Below are 17,373 nucleotides of genomic sequence, written 5' to 3' on the forward strand. Positions count from 1 at the left end.
ATGCAGATACATACGAGGACGACGGGTGCGTTGGAGAATGGGGACAATGCGCAGGCGTTCAGTGCGGTTTGCTTAGAAGCGGCGGGGGAAAAGAGCGACGTGGCGCAAAATAATCTGTTCGACCGCGTCAGTGCGCGCCTGAAGGCCCAGGTCGGACCCGATGTCTACGCCAGCTGGTTCGCACGGCTCAAGCTTCATTCGGTATCCAAGAGCGTCGTTCGTCTCACGGTGCCGACGACCTTTCTGAAATCGTGGATCAACAATCGCTATCTCGATTTGATCACCAGCCTGTTCCAGGCGGAGGATTCCGAGATACTGAAGGTTGAAATCCTGGTGCGCACCGCGACCCGGCAGGGCGCGAAGCCAAGCACGGACGAGCAGCCGGCGGTTCCGGATCAGGCGGCAGTCGCGCCGATCCGTCGCGCTGTCGCACAACCGGCAGGTCAGGTCGTCGCCCAGGCGGTGAGCGCGGCTGCGGCTGCGCGGCCGGCAACGGCGGGCACGCCGCTGTTCGGCTCGCCGCTCGATTCCCGCTTCACCTTCGACACTTTCGTCGAAGGCAGCTCGAACCGCGTCGGCCTTGCCGCCGCAAAGACCATCGCGGAAGCCGGCACCGGTGCCGTGCGCTTCAATCCGCTCTTCGTCCATGCGACGGTCGGCCTCGGCAAGACCCACCTTTTGCAGGCGATCGCCAATGCTGCCGTGCAGAGCCCGCGCGGCCTGCGCGTCGTCTATCTGACGGCCGAGTATTTCATGTGGCGCTTCGCAACCGCCATCCGCGACAACGACGCGCTGACGCTGAAGGATTCGCTGCGCAACATCGACCTGCTCATCATCGACGACATGCAGTTTCTGCAGGGCAAGATGATCCAGCACGAGTTCTGCCATCTGCTCAACATGCTGCTGGACAGCGCCAAGCAGGTCGTGGTTGCTGCCGATCGTGCCCCCTGGGAGCTGGAATCGCTCGACCCGCGCGTGCGGTCGCGTCTGCAGGGCGGTGTGGCGATCGAGGTCGAGGCGCCGGATTATGAGATGCGTCTCGAAATCCTCAAGCGCCGCCTGGATGCTGCCCGCCAGGACGATCCGTCGCTGGAAATACCGGCCGAGATCCTCTCGCATGTCGCCCGCAACGTGACGGCCAGCGGCCGGGAGCTGGAAGGAGCCTTCAACCAGCTCATTTTCCGCCGCTCCTTCGAGCCGAACCTGACGGTCGAGCGGGTCGACGAGCTGCTGGCGCATCTGGTCGGCTCCGGCGAGCCGCGTCGCGTCCGCATCGAAGACATCCAGCGCATCGTGGCACGCCACTATAATGTCTCGCGTCAGGAACTGGTCTCGAACCGCCGTACGCGCGTCATCGTCAAGCCGCGTCAGATCGCCATGTACCTGTCGAAGACCCTGACGCCGCGCTCCTTCCCGGAGATCGGCCGTCGCTTCGGCGGTCGCGATCACACAACGGTCCTGCACGCCGTACGCAAGATCGAGGAACTGATTTCCGGCGACAGCAAGCTGTCGCACGAGATCGAGCTTTTGAAGCGCCTCATCAACGAGTAAACCGTTCGGTCGGTATCCGCTCCATGGTCACGGCCGGCTTAACCGCCGGCCGTTTCTTTTCTGACTTCCCGCTTGGCGCAGGCTGCTGTCCCTGCAAGCAATCCCTCGCCTGCTGCCTCTGAAAATTCCGAGCAGCCTCTATGCCGGCGGCGTCGTGCGAGATACCTCGGAAAACAGCCATGCGCGCAGGGCCGCGATCGCCGGCCGCTCCAGTGCGCCTGGCGGATAGACGAGGTGATAGGCAAGCGCGCTCGCAAATCCGATCGGGAAAGGGGCGGCGAGCGTGCCGTCCGCCAGCTCCTGCGCGATGAAGGACCGGCGCATCAGGGCAATGCCGAGCCCTGCTTTCATGGCGTGATAGGCACCCATGCCGTCGGTGAAGACCGGCCCGTGCATGGCGTCAACGCGCGTCGCTCCGGCGGCCTGCAGCCAGAGCTCCCAATCCCGCCGGTAGACATCGTGGATAAGCGTGAGACCGGCGAGATCGTCGACCGCGGGAGAGGGACCGAGCGCCGCCGCCATTTCCGGTGTACAGATCGGCACATACTCGTCATCCAGCAGCCTCTCGCTCGCCAGCCCCTCGTAGCCGCCGAGGCCGTGACGGATGGCGATGTCTATGCCGTCCCGTTGAAAATCCATCATGCGATGGGAGGCGCTGATGCGCAGGTCGATATCGGGATGGGCTTCCTCGAAACGCCGCAGCCGCGGCACCAGCCAGTGCGTGGCGAAGCCGGCCGTACAGGTCACGGTCAACACCGTATCCTTCGAACGCATCGCCAGGGCGGCCGTCGCCTCGCGAATGAGCCGGAAAGCCGTCCGCATCGTCGCGAAATACTCGGCGCCATCCGCAGTCAGGGCAAGGCTGCGTGCCCGCCGCTCGAAAAGCCGCACGCCGAGCGCGCTTTCGAGATCGCGGATCTGCAGGCTGATGGCGCCTGGGGTCACATGCAGCTCGTTCGCCGCCAGCGTCATGCTGAGGTGCCGGGCGGAAGCTTCGAAGGCGCGGAGCGCCGAAAGGGATGGCAGTTGATCCATAATGATTGAGTTCAGCTAAATCATGATTCGAAAAAGACTCGTTTGCCCGAGCCTTGGTATTGCTGGATTATTGCAGTAGTTTGGTGGGCTTGCAATAAATGCCGGTCAATCAATGGCTAAGAAAAACTCAATCAACATAATATCGGAGATGAGCACATGCCGCAAAAATCCATGGGCGCAGGCGAGTGGAGCATGTTGGTGGGCCTGTCCATTCTCTGGGGCGGCTCCTTCCTGTTCAACGGCATATTGGTGCGCGAACTGCCGCCCTTTACCATCGTCACCGCGCGTGTCGCGCTCGCCGCCATTGCCCTGCACATCATCGTGCGCGCCACCGGGCATTCCATGCCGAAAGACCGCCAGAGCTGGCTTGCTTTCTTCGGCATGGGCTTTCTCAACAACGTCATCCCCTTCCTGCTGATCGTCTGGGGCCAGACCCACATTGCCAGCGGCCTTGCCTCGATCCTCAACGCCACAACGCCGCTCTTTGCGGTCGTCGTCGCCCATTTCCTCACCGAGGACGAGAAGATGACCGGCAATCGACTGATCGGCGTCATCGTCGGTTTCGCCGGCGTCGCCCTGATGATCGGCCCCTCGGTGCTGGCAAGCCTCGGCTCGAACGTACTGGCGCAGCTGGCCGTGCTGGGAGCCGCCTTCAGCTATTCGCTGGCGGGCATATTCGGCCGCCGCTTCCGCCGCATGGGATTGGCGCCCATCATTCCCGCCGCCGGTCAGGTGACGGGCTCGGCCATATTGCTTTTGCCGATCGCGCTCCTTGTCGATCGTCCCTGGGCGTTGTCAATGCCGTCTGGCGAAACCTGGCTTGCGCTCGCAGGCCTTGCCATTCTGTCGACCGCTGTTGCCTATGTGCTGTTCTTCCGCATCCTCGCCACGGCCGGCGCCACAAACCTGATGCTGGTGACTTTCCTCATTCCCGTCAGCGCGATCCTGCTTGGCGCGCTCGTTCTCGGCGAAAACCTGCAACCGAAGCATTTTATCGGCATGGCGCTGATCGCCCTTGGTCTTGCAGCCATCGATGGACGATTGCTTGCGCTGGGAAAAAGGCGGATCGCTCCGCAATAGCCTGCCGGATCGGATCAGCAGGCGAGATCGGCGACGACCGAGTCGAGAACCAGCATTCCCGCCGGCGTGCAGCGCAGGCGGGAATTGCCGATCCGCTCGATAAAGCCGTGTTCCAGTAAAAACGCCTCGCGCTGGGGATCGGGATCGCGGCCGGAAAGCTGCTGCCAGCGGGCGAGGTCGACGCCTTCCCGCAGCCGCAGGCCCATCAGCAGCAATTCGTCCGCCTGCTCATCGAACCCCAGCATTTCCTGATCGACCATGCCGTGGCCGTCGCGCTCGACCATTTCGAGCCAGCTCTCCGGCTTGCGTTCGGTGGCCGTGGCGAGCTTCTGCGGCCCGCGGGTCAAGCGGCCATGGGCGCCAGGGCCGATGCCGGCATAGTCGCCATAGCGCCAATAGGTGAGGTTATGCCGGCTTTCGGCGCCGGGACGCGCGTGATTGGAGACCTCGTAGGCCGGCATGCCCTCGCGCTCGGTGATGTCCTGCGTCGCCTCGTAGAGCAGCGCCGATTGGTCGCCATCGGGGACGATCAGCTTGCCGGCCTTGTGAAGGCCGTAGAAGGGCGTGCCTTCCTCGATCGTCAGCTGATAGAGCGAGAGGTGGTCGACGGCATAGGATATCGCCTCCTTCAGCTCGCGCTCCCATTCCTCGACGGTCTGGTTTGGGCGGGCATAGATGAGATCGAAGGACATGCGCGGGAAAATCTCGCGCGCCAGCCTGATCGCCTTCAGCGCATCCTCGACATTGTGGAGACGTCCGAGGAATTTCAGGTCGCGATCGTTCAGAGCCTGCACGCCCATCGACACGCGGTTGACGCCGGCGGCGCGATAGCCGCGAAAACGCTCGGCTTCGACGCTCGACGGATTGGCTTCCATGGTAATCTCGATACCGTCGGGCACATGCCAGGCCCCGGCAATGCCGTCGAGGATCGCACCGACCGTTTCGGGCTTCATCAGCGAAGGCGTGCCGCCGCCGAGGAAGACGCTGGTCACGGTCTTCGGGCCGCTGATCATCCGCATCGTCGCCATTTCCTGGAGAAAGGCGGCAGCGAAACGGTCCTGATCGACCGGTTGATGGCGGACGTGACTGTTGAAATCGCAATAGGGACACTTGGCCGCGCAAAAAGGCCAATGCACATAGACCCCGAAACCGGGTTCTCCGGTATCCGGCAGCAATTGCGCTCCGCGCATCAGATCCTGCGTATCGACGATTTCCACGGGGTAAGCTTACGCCTCCAGGCAGGTTTCGACAAAGACCTTGAAGGCGCGGGCGCGATGCGAGAGCGCCTGCCGGTCGCCGGGCTTCCAGCCATGCTTCTGTTCGGCGCTCATTTCACCGAAAGTCGTCTCGTATCCTTCGGGCTGGAAGACCGGGTCATAGCCGAAGCCCTGCGTGCCGCGCGGCGGCCAGACGACGGTGCCTTCGACCTCGCCGCGGAAAAGCTCGGTATGCCCGTCCGGCCAGGCAAGGCAGAGGGCACTGACGAAGCGTGCCGTGCGGCTTTCCGGAGAGGTGGCGCCGGCCTTTTCCAGCGCGGTCTCGACCTTCTGCATCGCCATGGCGAAGTCGCGCGTGCCATCGGCCGTTTCGGCCCAGTTGGCCGTATAAACGCCGGGATCGCCGCCGAGCGCATCGACAACGAGACCGGAATCGTCCGAAAGAGCCGGCAGGCCGGAGGCACGGGCGGAGGCCAGCGCCTTGATCGCGGCATTTTCCTCGAAGGTGGTGCCCGTCTCGTCCGGCTCGATGAAGTTGAGGTCTGCGGCCGACTTTGCAGCGAAGCCGAGGGGACCGATCAGATCCTGTATTTCGCGGATCTTGCCGGCATTATGGCTGGCGACGACGATGGTCTTGGTATCGAGCTTGCGCATGTGCTGTCCTGTCATAGGCCCCAGATGCGGGGTTCGGCGCATTCCAGGCTGTTGCCCGCCGGATCGCGGAAATAGATCGAACGGCCGCCGTTCGGCCAGTGAAAATCGGCTTCGATATCGACACCGGCGGCCTTCAGCTTCTGCGCCATGGCCTCGATAGCGTCGTTGTCGAGGCGGAAGCAGACGTGCCCGTGCCCCTTCGTGCCATGCGGCGGCACGGGCAGGGCGCCCGGTTCGTGCGGCTTGACCGTTTCCTCGCTATTGAAGATCAAAAGCACGCCGGGCCCGCAGCGATAGAAGACGTGGCGATTGCCGCCGCGCGAGATCTTCTGCAATCCGAGAATGCCCCCATAAAAGGCCTCGACCGCATCGAGATCGTCCGCATAGAGAGCGGTTTCCAGTACGCTTGCGAGGGCCGGATCAGCCATTGCACGATATCCTCAGGCGATAGCCTGCTTCTGCAAATCCACCAGTTCGGCAATGCCGTTCTTGGCGAGGCCCAGGAGCGTGGCGAATTCCTCTTCGCTGAAGGGCGCGCCTTCAGCCGTTCCCTGGATCTCGACGATGCCGCCCTTGCCCGTCATGACGAAATTGGCGTCGGTCTCGGCCGAGGAATCCTCGAGATAGTCGAGATCGATGACGGGCTGGCCGGCGAAGATGCCGCAGGAGATGGCGGCGATGTGGTCCTTCAGCACGCGATCGACCTTCACCATGTTGCGGCTTTCCATCCACTTCAGGCAGTCATAAAGCGCGATCCAGCCGCCGGTGATCGACGCCGTGCGCGTGCCGCCATCGGCCTGGATGACGTCGCAGTCGACGGTGATCTGGCGCTCGCCCAGTTCCTTGAGGTCGACGACGGCGCGCAGCGACCGGCCGATGAGACGCTGGATTTCCTGCGTGCGGCCGCCCTGCTTGCCGGAAGCGGCTTCGCGCTTCATGCGTTCGCCCGTTGCGCGCGGCAGCATGCCGTATTCGGCCGTGACCCAGCCTTTACCGCTGTTGCGCAGCCATGGCGGAGTCTTGTCTTCCAGGCTTGCCGTGCAGAGCACATGCGTATCGCCGAATTTCACCAGGCAGGAGCCTTCCGCATGCTTGGAAAAATTGCGCTCGAACGACACCTTGCGCATCTGGTCGGTTTTTCTGCCTGAAGGCCGCATTCCACTCTCCTGAAAGTTCGTTGACCGCTTCTACGACCCACAAGCCGCTTTTGCAAAGGAAAAGCAGGCCAAAGTGCCTCGTAAGGGCGAGGGCGGTATTTTCCCTTTTGCCATTGCGAACCGAATGATTATATTTTGGCCAAGCTCAACGGAATGGATCTCACAGCGAAATGGTATTCACGACATCGTCGGTCTCGGATGTCATTGCCGCACTGGACGAACGCTCCAAGGAAATCTTCCGCCGTATCGTCGAAGGCTATCTGGAGAACGGCGAACCTCTCGGGTCGCGCAATCTCTCCCGCCTGTTGCCCATGTCCCTGTCGCCGGCCTCCGTGCGCAATGTCATGAGCGATCTGGAGGAGCTCGGGCTGATCTATTCGCCGCATGTCAGCGCCGGACGATTGCCGACCCAGGTGGGTCTGCGCTTCTTCGTCGATGCCTTCATGCAGGTCGGCGATCTCTCCGCCGAAGATCGGGCCAATATCGATCGGCAGGTGCGCGGCAACAATCGCGATCAGCCGATGGAATCCATGATGTCCGAGGCAAGCCGCGTGCTGTCGGGCGTTTCGCGCGGCGCCGGCCTCGTGATCACCTCCAAAAGCGACCAGGTGCTCAAGCATGTGGAATTCATTCGCCTGGAGCCGACCAAAGCGCTTGCCGTGCTCGTCGGCGAACACGACCAGGTGGAAAATCGCATCATCGAACTGCCGGCCGGCACCACATCCTCGCAGCTGACGGAGGCCGCCAACTTTCTCAATGCCCACATGACCGGCCAGACGCTGCCGGAACTGCGGCGGCAGCTGCAGGCCCTCAAGGAAGGCGTGCGTCAGGAGCTGGACAGTCTGTCCCGCGAACTGGTCGAGCGGGGCATAGCGGTGTGGTCGGGTGGCGATGACGACGGCAAGCCGACGCAACTCATCGTACGCGGCCACTCCAATCTGCTGGCCGAAATCGGCGGCGCCGAAGATCTGGACCGCCTGCGGCTGCTGTTCGACGACCTGGAAAAGAAGGACAGCCTCATCGAGATTCTCAATCTCGCCGAAAGCGGGCCGGGCGTGCGCATCTTCATCGGTTCGGAAAACAAGCTTTTCTCGCTTTCCGGATCCTCGCTCATCGTTGCGCCCTATCGCGACGAGGACGATCGCATCGTCGGAGCCGTCGGCGTCATCGGTCCGACACGACTGAATTATGCCCGCATCGTGCCCATGGTCGATTACACGGCGCAGCTGATTTCGAAACTGTCGCGGCCAGGGATCTGATGGGCGGCGGGCACATCGCCGCGGCAATGATTCCGGCAGCCGCAAAATGCCGGGAATTGGCCCTTCTTCTCGACAAAGCCTTGATTTTTTCCAGCCAAACCTCGATATCGGGCACATTCAAAGACCAAGCAATTCGGAGACCGTCATGACCGACGAAACAACAAAAAACGGACCTGACGCCACGGCGGCCGACATCTCAGCGGATTTCACGCAGGATGCGGCGGAAACCGTCGATGCGACCGAGCCGTCTCAGCCGGATCCGGTTGAGCTGCTGAAGGCCGAGAACGGCGAACTGCGTGATCGCTACCTTCGCCTCGCTGCCGAGATGGACAACCTTCGCCGCCGCACCGAGCGCGACGTAAAGGATGCGAAGTCCTATTCCGTGGCCAGCTTTGCCCGCGACATGCTCTCGGTGGCAGACAATCTGCGCCGTACGCTGGATGCCATTCCGGCCGACGAGCGCACCGGCGACAATGCCGGGCTGAAGACGCTCATCGAAGGCGTCGAAATGACCGAGCGTTCCATGCTCTCGGCCCTGGAACGCCATGGCGTGCGCCAGCTAGAGCCGATCGGCCAGAAGTTCGACCCCAATTTCCATCAGGCCATGTTCGAGGTGCCCAATCCCGACGTGCCGAACAACACGGTCGTCCAGGTCGTGCAGGCCGGCTTCGTCATCGGCGACCGCGTTCTGCGCCCCGCCATGGTCGGCGTTGCCAAGGGCGGCCCGAAGATCGTCGAAAATGCCGAGCAGGGTTCCAACAGCCCGCTCGATGAAAAGGACGCCTGATCTTTCAGCCATAGGCCTGTCGCGCCTGGAGCCTTTCCGCTTTTCCTCGAATCGCGCAAGCGGAGAGATGGAGCGGGCCAGGAGTTCCGTGAAGGACTGAACCGCAGTGGCGGCAAAGGAAAAGAGCCGGATGACGTCTCAGGTCATCCGGCTCTTATTTTTGCCTTGGTCCGATGCGATCCAATCCGTCAGGCGGCGTTGGATGCCTGCTCCTCGTTGAGGAATGCGTAGATGGCGGAGGCGGAATCGGTGGCGCGCAGCTTGGCGACCAGATCCTGGTCGCGCAGAACGCGGGCAATGCGCGATAATGCCTTCAGATGGTCCGCGCCTGCGCCCTCGGGCGCGAGCAGCAGGAAGACGAGATCGACGGGCTGGTCGTCCAGCGCCTCGAAATCGACAGGCGCTTCGAGGCGCGCAAAAATGCCGACGATGGACTTGATGCTGGCAAGCTTGCCGTGCGGAATGGCGATGCCGTTGCCGACTCCGGTGGAGCCCAGGCGCTCCCGCTGCAGCACGACATCGAAGATTTCACGCTCCGGCAGTCCAGTCAGCTTGGAGGCTTTGGCGGCCAACTCCTGAAGCAGTTGTTTTTTGGAATTTGCCTTCAAGGCGGGGATGATCGCATCTTGCTGTAGCAAATCTGCCAATGCCATTCTCTTTATCCTTCGTGTCGCCGGGAACCGATGACGAGCAAGCGGCGGCTGCCGCTGGGCGCAGCCGCCGCTTATCTTCTGTTCTCAGCCTTTGATATTGGCCGCGTCGATCCAGCCAATGTTACCGTCCTGACGGCGGTAGACGATGTTCAAGTGGTCCTTGCCCGGGCTGCGGAAGAGCAGCAGCGGCTCGTCGGTCATGTCGAGCGCCATGACGGCGGTCGCGACCGACATGGTCTTCAATTGCTTCGTGCTCTCGGCGACGATGGCCGGCGCGAAATCGGCGGGGATCTCGTCGTCGTCATCAGGAACGCCATCCATGACGGTATAGGCGACTTCGGCGTGACCGTTCGTGTGGCTGTTGGCCTGATGGTCCTTGAGTTTGCGCTTGTAGCGGCGCAGGCGCTTTTCGATGCGCTCGGAGGCTGCGTCGAAAGCGAGCTGCGGATCCATGGCCTCCCCGGCAGCATGCAACACCACGCCACTGTCGAGATGAAGCTTGCAATCGGCCGCAAAACGCGAGCTGGACTTTTGCACAATCACTTGGCCCGAATACCCCCCGTCGAAGTATTTCGTCACGGCCATGCCGATCTGGTCTTCAATCCGCTGGCGGAAGGAGTCACCAATTTCCATATGTTTACCGGAGACACGCACACTCATGGAGTTTCCCTTCTTGTAGTGGTTATTGCGCGTATCAGTTTACGCCAAGCCTCAAGCTCATCCAAGCACTTCACGCAGTTAAAGGCAAATTGCGTATAATGGTCGCCTTTTGGATGGTGGGGATAAGTTTCATGGTCGTGCTGTCCTGCAGCGATTGCGGCGGGCTTCTAGCCTTGCCGCATGGGAAAGTCAACTGCGTCTTAACGGACTGTTAGGAGTTCGGCAGCCTGTGGTTGAATACTGCCGCCTGTCAGAAGCCGGAGACTTTGGCCAAAGCTCGCTTCTCCCGCCGCCGCTGCACGGATGAGGGGATGTTCATGGCTTCGCGGTATTTTGCAACCGTGCGGCGAGCGAGCTCGATCCCGCCCTTCTTCAGCGTATCGACGATATCGTCGTCGGACAGCACCGCATCCGGGCTTTCGTTCGAGATCAGCAGGCGGATCTTGTGGCGCACGGCTTCGGCGGAATGGCTGTCGCCGCCTTCGACGGCGCCGATCGAAACCGTGAAGAAATATTTAAGTTCGAACAGCCCCCGCGGCGTGAGCATGTACTTGTTCGAGGTCACGCGGCTGACCGTCGACTCATGCATCTTGATGGCGTCCGCCACGGTCTTCAGATTAAGCGGCCGCAGATGATCGACGCCATGCAGCAGGAACGCGTCCTGCTGCCGCACGATCTCGCTCGCCACCTTCATGATGGTCTTGGCGCGCTGGTCCAGGCTGCGGGTCAGCCAGTTGGCGTTCTGCAGGCATTCCGAAAGGAAGGCATGGTCCTGGCTGGTCTTGGAAACGGACGCGAAATAGGACTGGCTGACCAGCACGCGCGGCAGGGCATCGGGGTTGAGTTCCACCAGCCAGCTCCCGTCCGCGGAGGGGCGCACGACGATATCGGGCGTGATCGCTTCCGATATATCCGTGTCGAAACCGCTGCCGGGTTTGGGATTGAGCTGACGGATTTCCGCCATCATGTCGAGCAGGTCTTCCTCATCGACGCCGCAAAGCCGCTTCAGCGTCGCAAAATCCCTTCGTGCGAGCAGCTCCAGGTTCTGTATCAGCCGCTCCATGGCGGGGTCGAACCGGTCCTTCTGCCGAAGCTGGATCGCCAGGCATTCGCTGAGGGAGCGGGCGAAGACGCCGGGTGGGTCCAGCTGCTGCAGGATTTCCAGCACGCGCTCCACGTCCGCCATGGTCGTGCCGAGACGTTCGGCCGTTTCGTTGAGATCGGCGCGCAGGTAGCCGGCATCGTCGAGCTGGTCGACAAGGTGCTGGCCGATCAGCCGGTCGCTGATGACGGGAAGCGAGAACGGGATCTGTTCGTTGAGATGGTCGCGCAACGACACCCGGCCGGCGACGAAATCGTCGAGATCGTAGCTTTCGCCCGCTTCGCCGCCCGGCATGGATTTCCATTGGCTCAGCAGCTCGGGCGCATCGGCGCGCTGCGGGCTGCCGTCATCGGGAAAGACGTCGCTGAAATTGGTGTCGAGCTCGTCGCTCAGCCGATTGGCGTTGCCGGTATTGTCGCTTTCGTACCAGTCGCTCGCAAGGTCGCCCGCGCTGCGCTCGGAACCGTCGTCGCCGCGGGTTTCCTCGACAGCCTCGAAGCGGTCGTCCTTTGCGTCCCGGTCGCCGCCGCTGCCCATATCCTCGTCATTTGACGCAAATTCCAGCAGCGGATTCTTTTCGACTTCCTGCGCGATGAATTGTGTGAGTTCAAAATGGGTCATCTGCAGCAACTGGATGGATTGCATCAGTTGCGGTGTCATCACCAGGCTCTGGCTTTGGCGCAGGAAAAGATTGGCCGATAGTGCCATGGCGGACGCGGGACTCCCCTTGAACCTCGGGAATCCGCGCTTTCCATCCATAAAATCTTCGCGAAATTCCAACTGGCCCAAAAATTGCTTTTTTATCGGATTTGGTCAAGCGGAACTGTGAAGCAAAAGTAGATTTCCGGCCTGCGGCGGCATCCGGTCAATATTGGCAAGCGAGGTGGTGGAATTTCAGCCTGTCAGAGGCTGAAATTATCGCCCAGATACAATTTGCGTACTTCGGGATTGCTGACGATATCGTTCGCCCGCCCGTGGGTCAGCACCTCGCCCGCATGGATGATGTAGGCCCGGTCGATCAGGCCGAGCGTCTCGCGGACATTATGGTCCGTGATCAACACGCCGATGCCGCGTGCCGTCAGGTGGTGCACGAGGTTCTGAATGTCCGCGACCGAGATCGGATCCACGCCCGCGAAGGGCTCGTCGAGCAGCATGAAGGTCGGGTCCGTCGCCAGCGCGCGGGCGATTTCCAGGCGCCGCCGCTCGCCACCCGAGAGCGCGATTGCCGGCACGGTGCGCAGATTGCGAATGTGGAATTCCTCCAGCAGTTCGTCGATCTTGCGCTCCCGCTTCGTCTTGTCCTTTTCGTGGACCTCGAGCACGGCGCGGATATTTTCTTCCACCGTCAGGCCGCGAAAGATCGAGGCTTCCTGCGGCAGATAGCCGACGCCGAGCCGCGCGCGGCGGTACATCGGCATGGTCGTGACGTTGTTGCCGTCGATCTCGATCGTGCCTTCGTCCACCGGCACCAGTCCGGTGATCATGTAGAAACAGGTCGTCTTGCCCGCGCCGTTCGGCCCGAGCAGACCGACCGCCTCGCCGCGCCGCACTACCAGCGAGACACCGTTGACGACGCGCCGCCTGCCGTAGGTTTTGGTGAGGCCGCGGGCGATCAGCGTACCTTTATAGCGTGCCTTGTCAGCGGCCGGTGCGTCCGATGCCGCGGAAGACGGCCCGGGCATGCCGGGCAAAGTGGAGGTGGTCGATGTCGTCACGAGGAGGCCGGTATCAGTTCTTCTTTTGTTGTTGCTGCACTTGCTGCGACTTCGGATCGAGCTGGATCTGAACGCGGCCCCCACAGGAATCCAGCTGTGCTTCGCCCGTTGCCATGTGCACGGTGAGCTGGCAGCCGGTAAAGACGTTCGGTCCGTCGGTGAGAACGACCTTCTTGCCCTTGAGCACCGCAAGCTGGTTGGCCATGTCGAAGGAGCCGTCGTCTGCCGTCGCCGTCTGGGTTCCGGACACGAGATAGACCTTGTCGGTGACCAGAATGTGGTCGATGTTGGCATCGCCGGATACCAGCGACTGGTTCTGCTCCTTGGCGGCCTTGGCGACCGGATTGTCGGCCTGCTTGGCGTCGGCGGCCTGCTTCTTCTTGTAGAAGACCGTCATCTTGCCCGCCTGCATCGTCGTGGTGCCCTGCACCACCTTGACGTTGCCGGTGAACACGGCCTGGCTTTCCTGGTCATGGATTTCCAGCTTGTCGCTTTCGATCTGGATCGGCTGATCCTTGGAAAGGGCAAGGCCCGGCATGGAACTGGTCGTCGATTGCGCGCCTGCATCCGCGGCGGCGAAAAAGGCGAGCGCGCTGAAAGCACAGATAAGGCCGGCCTTGCGCGGACCGGAAGGGAAAATTGAATTTGACCAATACTTTATCATGAACCGCCCGGCTTCTGTTCGCTAGCTGAATTATGGATTGTGGAAGGCTCGATATGCATCCGCACCTCCCCGTCGAATTCGATTACGCTCCCCTTATCCGTCATCTTGAGCGAACGCGCAACAACCGACATGCCTCCTCGCTGGATTGCAACCTGATCCTGGCTGGAAAGGTCGCCTTTCTTCACGTCCAGGAAGGCCGTCTTGAACTCGGCGCGCAGACCGTTGTCCATCTGGATGACGAAGGGCTCGGTGAGCTTCAGCGTATCGGCCTGGCGGTCGAAATCGGCGCTCCGGGCGGTTACATGGGCGATCACGTCGGTATTGACCGGCATCGAAGCCTTGATCGTCTTCAGCGTGATCATGTTCGGGTTCTTGATGTCCTGCAGCGCCTTTTCGGCAAGAAGCGAATAGTTGATGCCGTCCTTGTTGCGGCCGGCAATGGCGGGGCGCTCCATGACGACCTTGCCGTCCTCGATCTTGGCGCCCTCGATCTGTATCTCCGCCGGCAGATAGGCGCGGACGATCGAGACAGCGATAAAGATGAGCGAAACGACGAAGGCGACAAGCGGCAGCAGCACCCTCAGCCGCTTCACGCGCGCCGAGTGAAAGGTAGCGTCTTTATATGCGTTTCGTTCCGGCGCCGAGCGGATTGCCTCGCCGGGAGTCTCGATCGTATTCAGCATGCAACAGGTCCGTCTTGTATGATCCGGAGAACCGCATTCACGCTATGCGAGGCTGTGCCAAAAAGCCTGTCGGATCGTTTCGCATTATTGCACTGGCTTGCCAATATGGATTTTTTTCCGCCGGTCAGGAATTTTGGCAGAAAAATATGGCATAAGCCGGTTTCATCGGGGCTGGCGATGCCCTATCTGATGAACCGGCAGAGCGACGTCCCGCCGACGACATCGAAAACGGGAGCAGCTTTTCTTTATGGATTGTGCCAGCTTCAAGGTCATGATCCGATTTGTTGCGCATTCGGTTTGTTGCAGGGAGAAATAAGGCGTGATGGACAGTTCTGCAATCGCGGACCGGCGACAATTGCGCCGAAAGCTTGGTTTCTGGCGCATTGTTGCCGTTTTGCTCCTTGTGGCGCTCGGTTTTGCGCTCTACCGCTTCATCGCGGCCGATCTGCCGGATGCGCGAGGCCCGCAAATCGCGCGTGTCACGATTTCCGGCCTCATTCAGGACGATCCCGAACTGCTGGAGCGGCTGAAAAAGATCCGCGACAACGATCAGGTCAAGGCGCTGATCGTTTCCATCTCGTCGCCGGGCGGGACGACCTATGGCGGCGAGCGCATCTTCAAGGCGATCCGTGCCGTCGCGGCCAAGAAGCCCGTGGTATCCGACATCCGCACGCTCGCAGCCTCGGCCGGGTATATGATCGCCACGGCGGGCGATACCATCGTGGCCGGCGATACCTCGATTACCGGCTCGATCGGCGTCATTTTCCAGTATCCGCAGGTCAAGGATCTGCTCGACAAGGTCGGCGTTTCCCTCGACGAGATCAAATCGGCGCCGCTGAAGGCCGAGCCGTCGCCTTTCCATCCGGCGAGCGAAGACGCCAAGAACATGATCCGCAATATGGTCATGGACAGCTACGCCTGGTTCGTGGATCTGGTGGCGGACCGCCGCAAGCTGCCGCGCGAAGAGGTGCTGAAACTCGCCGACGGCAGCATCTTCACCGGCCGCCAGGCGCTTCAGAACAAGCTGATCGACCGGCTCGGGGGCGAGGAGGATATCCTCGCCTATCTCGAAACGCGCAAGGTCAACAAGGATCTGCCCGTCGTCGATTGGAAGCGGGAAGACAGAACATCATCCTTCTTTTGGCCGGGCGCGGCTTCCTGGTTGCTAAATCGTCTCGGTTATGATGATTTTGTAAAAGGAGAGAGTTTCCAGAAAATCATGACCGATAAGTTGTTTCTTGACGGCCTGCTTTCTGTTTGGCAGGGTGCAGCCGATTGATAAATCAATGATTTAAGGGGATAGCCGTGATCAAGTCGGAATTGGTGCAGATTGTCGCCGCCCGCAACCCGCATCTCTATCACCGTGACGTCGAAAATATCGTCAACGCTGTCCTCGATGAGATTACCGATGCGCTTGCCGCCGGAAACCGGGTTGAACTTCGCGGCTTCGGCGCGTTCTCCGTCAAGAACCGGCCTTCGCGCTCCGGTCGCAATCCGCGCACCGGCGATACGGTCTTCGTCGAGGAAAAGTGGGTTCCCTTCTTCAAGACAGGCAAGGAGCTTCGCGAGCGTCTGAATCCGGGCGCCGGCGACGAAGACGACGACAGCTGATCGAGCCGGGCGTTTTTCCGAAAATACTACGGCGGAATGCCGTCGGACATGATTGTGCCGCGACGCGGTGGCACTTGAATTCGGCCGCCTCTTTTTTCTATTCTGCGGCTGAAGGCGGTTTGGGTGCGATGCACGCATGCCCGCGAATGGAAGGAGCTGCGCAATGGCCAAGAAGATCGTCAATCTGCTGATATTGCTGCCGCTCGGCATTATCCTCATCATATTCTGCGTTGCCAACAGGCAATCCGCCACGCTGGCCCTCAATCCGTTCCGGCCGGAGGACCAGGTGCTGTCGCTGCATGCGCCGCTGTTCGTGCTGCTGTTTGCCGCGCTGATCCTCGGCCTGCTTGTCGGAGCCGCGGTCACATGGTTCAATCAGGGAAAGCATCGCAAGCGTGCCCGCAGCCAGTCGCTGGAGGCGGTGCGCTGGCAGGCAGAAGCCGACAAGCATCGCACGCGGGCCGAACAGATCGCCGGACAGCTTCCGTCACCGTGACGGGCGGCCGCCAAGCAGCATTTCCTTGTAGTCGCCCTCGGGCGATGTGCCATCGCCAATCGTCTCGAAACCGATCGCTCTGTAAAAGGCCATCGCGCGCGTATTTTTGATCAGGCATTTCAGCCGGTAACGCCGGGCCGGCCAATCCGGCAGGCCGGAAAGCAGGGCTTTGCCGGCGCCGCGGCCCTGGAAGGCCGGCAGGATATAGAGCATATGGATGAAGTCGTCCGGTTCCCAGATCGCGGCGAAACCTGCGATCTTGCCATGCTCGTCCTCGCACACGAACAGGCGCTCGCCATTCGTGTGAGCCGCGAAGTCTTCCAGGCCGAAGCGGCCGGGATCGACCCATAGGAATGTTTCGCGGCGGACGCGGAGATAGATCTCCGCCAGATCGTGCATGTCCTGCTCGCGTGCCGGCCGGATGGCCCAGGTCTCGGATTTCGATATCATGATCGATTATATGGGCGCCGATGTGCCCGCGGCAATCAGGCGCCGGCCCGGCCGTTGATCGCTGCGGTGAAATCCGCGAAAAACTGCTGCGCGAGCTTCTTGGCGCTGGAATCGACCAGCCGCGAACCGAGCTGGGCGATCTTGCCGCCGACCTGCGCCTTGGCCTCGTATTGCAGGATCGTTTCGTCGCCGTCCTCCTTCAGCACGACGTCGGCGCCGCCCTTGGCAAAGCCGGCGATGCCGCCTTTTCCTTCGCCCGATATCGTATAGCTTTCCGGCGCGTTGATATTGGAAAGCGTGACCTCGCCGTTGAAGGAAGCCGAGACCGGGCCGATCTTCAGCTTCACGGTCGCGGTCAGTTCCGTCGGCGATACCCTCTCCAGGCTTTGACAGCCGGGAATGCATTGCTTGAGGATGTCGGGATTGTTCAACGCGGCCCATACCGCGTCCCGGGGTGCTGCGATCCGCTCTTCGCCGGTCATATCCATGCGCGATCCTCCCAATGTGACATTTTGTGCACGGATCATCGCAGATCGGAAAGCGCTTTGCCAAGTGGCGCCCAGATGCTATTTGCACGCACATATCAATTTCGAGACAAG

The 17,373-nt window shown here is 61.3% G+C and carries 21 protein-coding genes; 8 read left to right on the forward strand and 13 right to left on the reverse strand.

Annotated elements, in window-relative coordinates:
- Entirely contained in the window at positions 1-1,551 is a 1,551-nt protein-coding gene (gene dnaA / locus ACJJVH_RS00005; protein ID WP_112801106.1) for a chromosomal replication initiator protein DnaA, read from the forward strand.
- A gap of 138 nt (positions 1,552-1,689) precedes the next feature.
- Here the strand turns inward: dnaA and gcvA are convergent, their stop codons facing one another.
- Positions 1,690-2,586: a transcriptional regulator GcvA gene (gene gcvA / locus ACJJVH_RS00010; protein WP_412064494.1), complete on the reverse strand. Its 897-nt coding sequence runs from the start codon at positions 2,584-2,586 to the stop codon at positions 1,690-1,692.
- A gap of 156 nt (positions 2,587-2,742) precedes the next feature.
- Here gcvA and ACJJVH_RS00015 point away from each other — a divergent pair, with 156 nt between their 5' ends.
- Positions 2,743-3,666 carry a DMT family transporter gene (locus ACJJVH_RS00015; protein WP_112801102.1) on the forward strand — a complete coding sequence of 308 codons (924 nt, stop codon included), beginning with the start codon at positions 2,743-2,745 and terminating at the stop codon, positions 3,664-3,666.
- A 14-nt stretch (positions 3,667-3,680) separates the two neighbouring features.
- Here ACJJVH_RS00015 and hemW read toward each other — a convergent pair whose 3' ends face one another.
- From hemW to rph, 4 genes are read right to left on the reverse strand one after another with little or no spacing between them, the layout of a single operon-like run.
- Positions 3,681-4,856 carry a radical SAM family heme chaperone HemW gene (gene hemW, locus ACJJVH_RS00020; RefSeq protein WP_113372045.1) on the reverse strand — a complete coding sequence of 392 codons (1,176 nt, stop codon included), beginning with the start codon at positions 4,854-4,856 and terminating at the stop codon, positions 3,681-3,683.
- A gap of 36 nt (positions 4,857-4,892) precedes the next feature.
- Entirely contained in the window at positions 4,893-5,537 is a 645-nt protein-coding gene (gene rdgB / locus ACJJVH_RS00025) for an RdgB/HAM1 family non-canonical purine NTP pyrophosphatase (RefSeq protein WP_412064495.1), read from the reverse strand.
- A gap of 11 nt (positions 5,538-5,548) precedes the next feature.
- Positions 5,549-5,965 (reverse strand): VOC family protein, encoded by a 417-nt coding sequence (locus ACJJVH_RS00030; protein ID WP_112801098.1) that lies wholly within the window; start codon positions 5,963-5,965, stop codon positions 5,549-5,551.
- Positions 5,966-5,977: 12 nt separating this feature from the next.
- The gene (gene rph, locus ACJJVH_RS00035) at positions 5,978-6,694 is read right to left on the reverse strand and encodes a ribonuclease PH (RefSeq protein ID WP_113385447.1); all 717 of its coding nucleotides are present in this window, start codon (positions 6,692-6,694) and stop codon (positions 5,978-5,980) included.
- Positions 6,695-6,864: 170 nt separating this feature from the next.
- On the opposite strand from rph, the gene hrcA reads away from it, so the two are divergent.
- Both hrcA and grpE read left to right on the forward strand, forming a co-directional pair.
- On the forward strand, positions 6,865-7,953 hold the full coding sequence (gene hrcA, locus ACJJVH_RS00040) for a heat-inducible transcriptional repressor HrcA (protein WP_112801094.1): 1,089 nt from the start codon (positions 6,865-6,867) through the stop codon (positions 7,951-7,953).
- 145 nt (positions 7,954-8,098) lie between these two features.
- Entirely contained in the window at positions 8,099-8,740 is a 642-nt protein-coding gene (gene grpE, locus ACJJVH_RS00045; protein WP_112801092.1) for a nucleotide exchange factor GrpE, read from the forward strand.
- Between the two features lie 188 nt (positions 8,741-8,928).
- On the opposite strand, the gene ptsN is transcribed toward grpE, so the two are convergent.
- From ptsN to ACJJVH_RS00070, 5 genes are all read right to left on the reverse strand, one after another.
- Complete coding sequence (gene ptsN / locus ACJJVH_RS00050; RefSeq protein ID WP_106996444.1) at positions 8,929-9,393, reverse strand: PTS IIA-like nitrogen regulatory protein PtsN; 465 nt, start codon at positions 9,391-9,393, stop codon at positions 8,929-8,931.
- Between the two features lie 84 nt (positions 9,394-9,477).
- Positions 9,478-10,053, reverse strand: coding sequence for a ribosome hibernation-promoting factor, HPF/YfiA family (hpf, locus tag ACJJVH_RS00055; RefSeq protein WP_112801090.1), 576 nt, complete (start codon positions 10,051-10,053; stop codon positions 9,478-9,480).
- A 250-nt stretch (positions 10,054-10,303) separates the two neighbouring features.
- Complete coding sequence (rpoN, locus tag ACJJVH_RS00060; protein WP_112801088.1) at positions 10,304-11,863, reverse strand: RNA polymerase factor sigma-54; 1,560 nt, start codon at positions 11,861-11,863, stop codon at positions 10,304-10,306.
- Between the two features lie 194 nt (positions 11,864-12,057).
- On the reverse strand, positions 12,058-12,837 hold the full coding sequence (lptB, locus tag ACJJVH_RS00065; protein WP_112801086.1) for an LPS export ABC transporter ATP-binding protein: 780 nt from the start codon (positions 12,835-12,837) through the stop codon (positions 12,058-12,060).
- Positions 12,838-12,883: 46 nt separating this feature from the next.
- Positions 12,884-13,408, reverse strand: coding sequence for an LptA/OstA family protein (locus ACJJVH_RS00070; RefSeq protein ID WP_412064496.1), 525 nt, complete (start codon positions 13,406-13,408; stop codon positions 12,884-12,886).
- Here ACJJVH_RS00070 and ACJJVH_RS00075 point away from each other — a divergent pair.
- Positions 13,407-13,559 carry a hypothetical protein gene (locus ACJJVH_RS00075; protein ID WP_412064497.1) on the forward strand — a complete coding sequence of 51 codons (153 nt, stop codon included), beginning with the start codon at positions 13,407-13,409 and terminating at the stop codon, positions 13,557-13,559. The genes ACJJVH_RS00070 and ACJJVH_RS00075 overlap by 2 nt on opposite strands.
- Here the strand turns inward: ACJJVH_RS00075 and lptC are convergent.
- Positions 13,531-14,217, reverse strand: coding sequence for an LPS export ABC transporter periplasmic protein LptC (lptC, locus tag ACJJVH_RS00080; protein ID WP_112801082.1), 687 nt, complete (start codon positions 14,215-14,217; stop codon positions 13,531-13,533). The genes ACJJVH_RS00075 and lptC overlap by 29 nt on opposite strands.
- Before the next feature lie 322 nt (positions 14,218-14,539).
- Here lptC and sppA point away from each other — a divergent pair, with 322 nt between their 5' ends.
- From sppA to ACJJVH_RS00095, 3 genes are all read left to right on the forward strand, one after another.
- A complete protein-coding gene (gene sppA / locus ACJJVH_RS00085) occupies positions 14,540-15,496 on the forward strand; it encodes a signal peptide peptidase SppA (protein ID WP_113359283.1) in 957 nt (318 codons plus the stop codon).
- Between the two features lie 26 nt (positions 15,497-15,522).
- Positions 15,523-15,828: an integration host factor subunit beta gene (locus tag ACJJVH_RS00090; protein ID WP_112801079.1), complete on the forward strand. Its 306-nt coding sequence runs from the start codon at positions 15,523-15,525 to the stop codon at positions 15,826-15,828.
- 163 nt (positions 15,829-15,991) lie between these two features.
- Positions 15,992-16,324 carry a LapA family protein gene (locus ACJJVH_RS00095; RefSeq protein WP_113385445.1) on the forward strand — a complete coding sequence of 111 codons (333 nt, stop codon included), beginning with the start codon at positions 15,992-15,994 and terminating at the stop codon, positions 16,322-16,324.
- Here ACJJVH_RS00095 and ACJJVH_RS00100 read toward each other — a convergent pair.
- Positions 16,316-16,774 (reverse strand): GNAT family N-acetyltransferase, encoded by a 459-nt coding sequence (locus ACJJVH_RS00100; protein WP_112801075.1) that lies wholly within the window; start codon positions 16,772-16,774, stop codon positions 16,316-16,318. The genes ACJJVH_RS00095 and ACJJVH_RS00100 overlap by 9 nt on opposite strands.
- 35 nt (positions 16,775-16,809) lie before the next feature.
- On the reverse strand, positions 16,810-17,262 hold the full coding sequence (locus ACJJVH_RS00105) for an SRPBCC family protein (protein WP_112801073.1): 453 nt from the start codon (positions 17,260-17,262) through the stop codon (positions 16,810-16,812).
- Between the last annotated feature and the right edge of the window lie 111 nt (positions 17,263-17,373).

It is taken from the genome of Rhizobium sp. SYY.PMSO, from assembly GCF_046840415.1.
GTDB lineage: Bacteria > Pseudomonadota > Alphaproteobacteria > Rhizobiales > Rhizobiaceae > Rhizobium.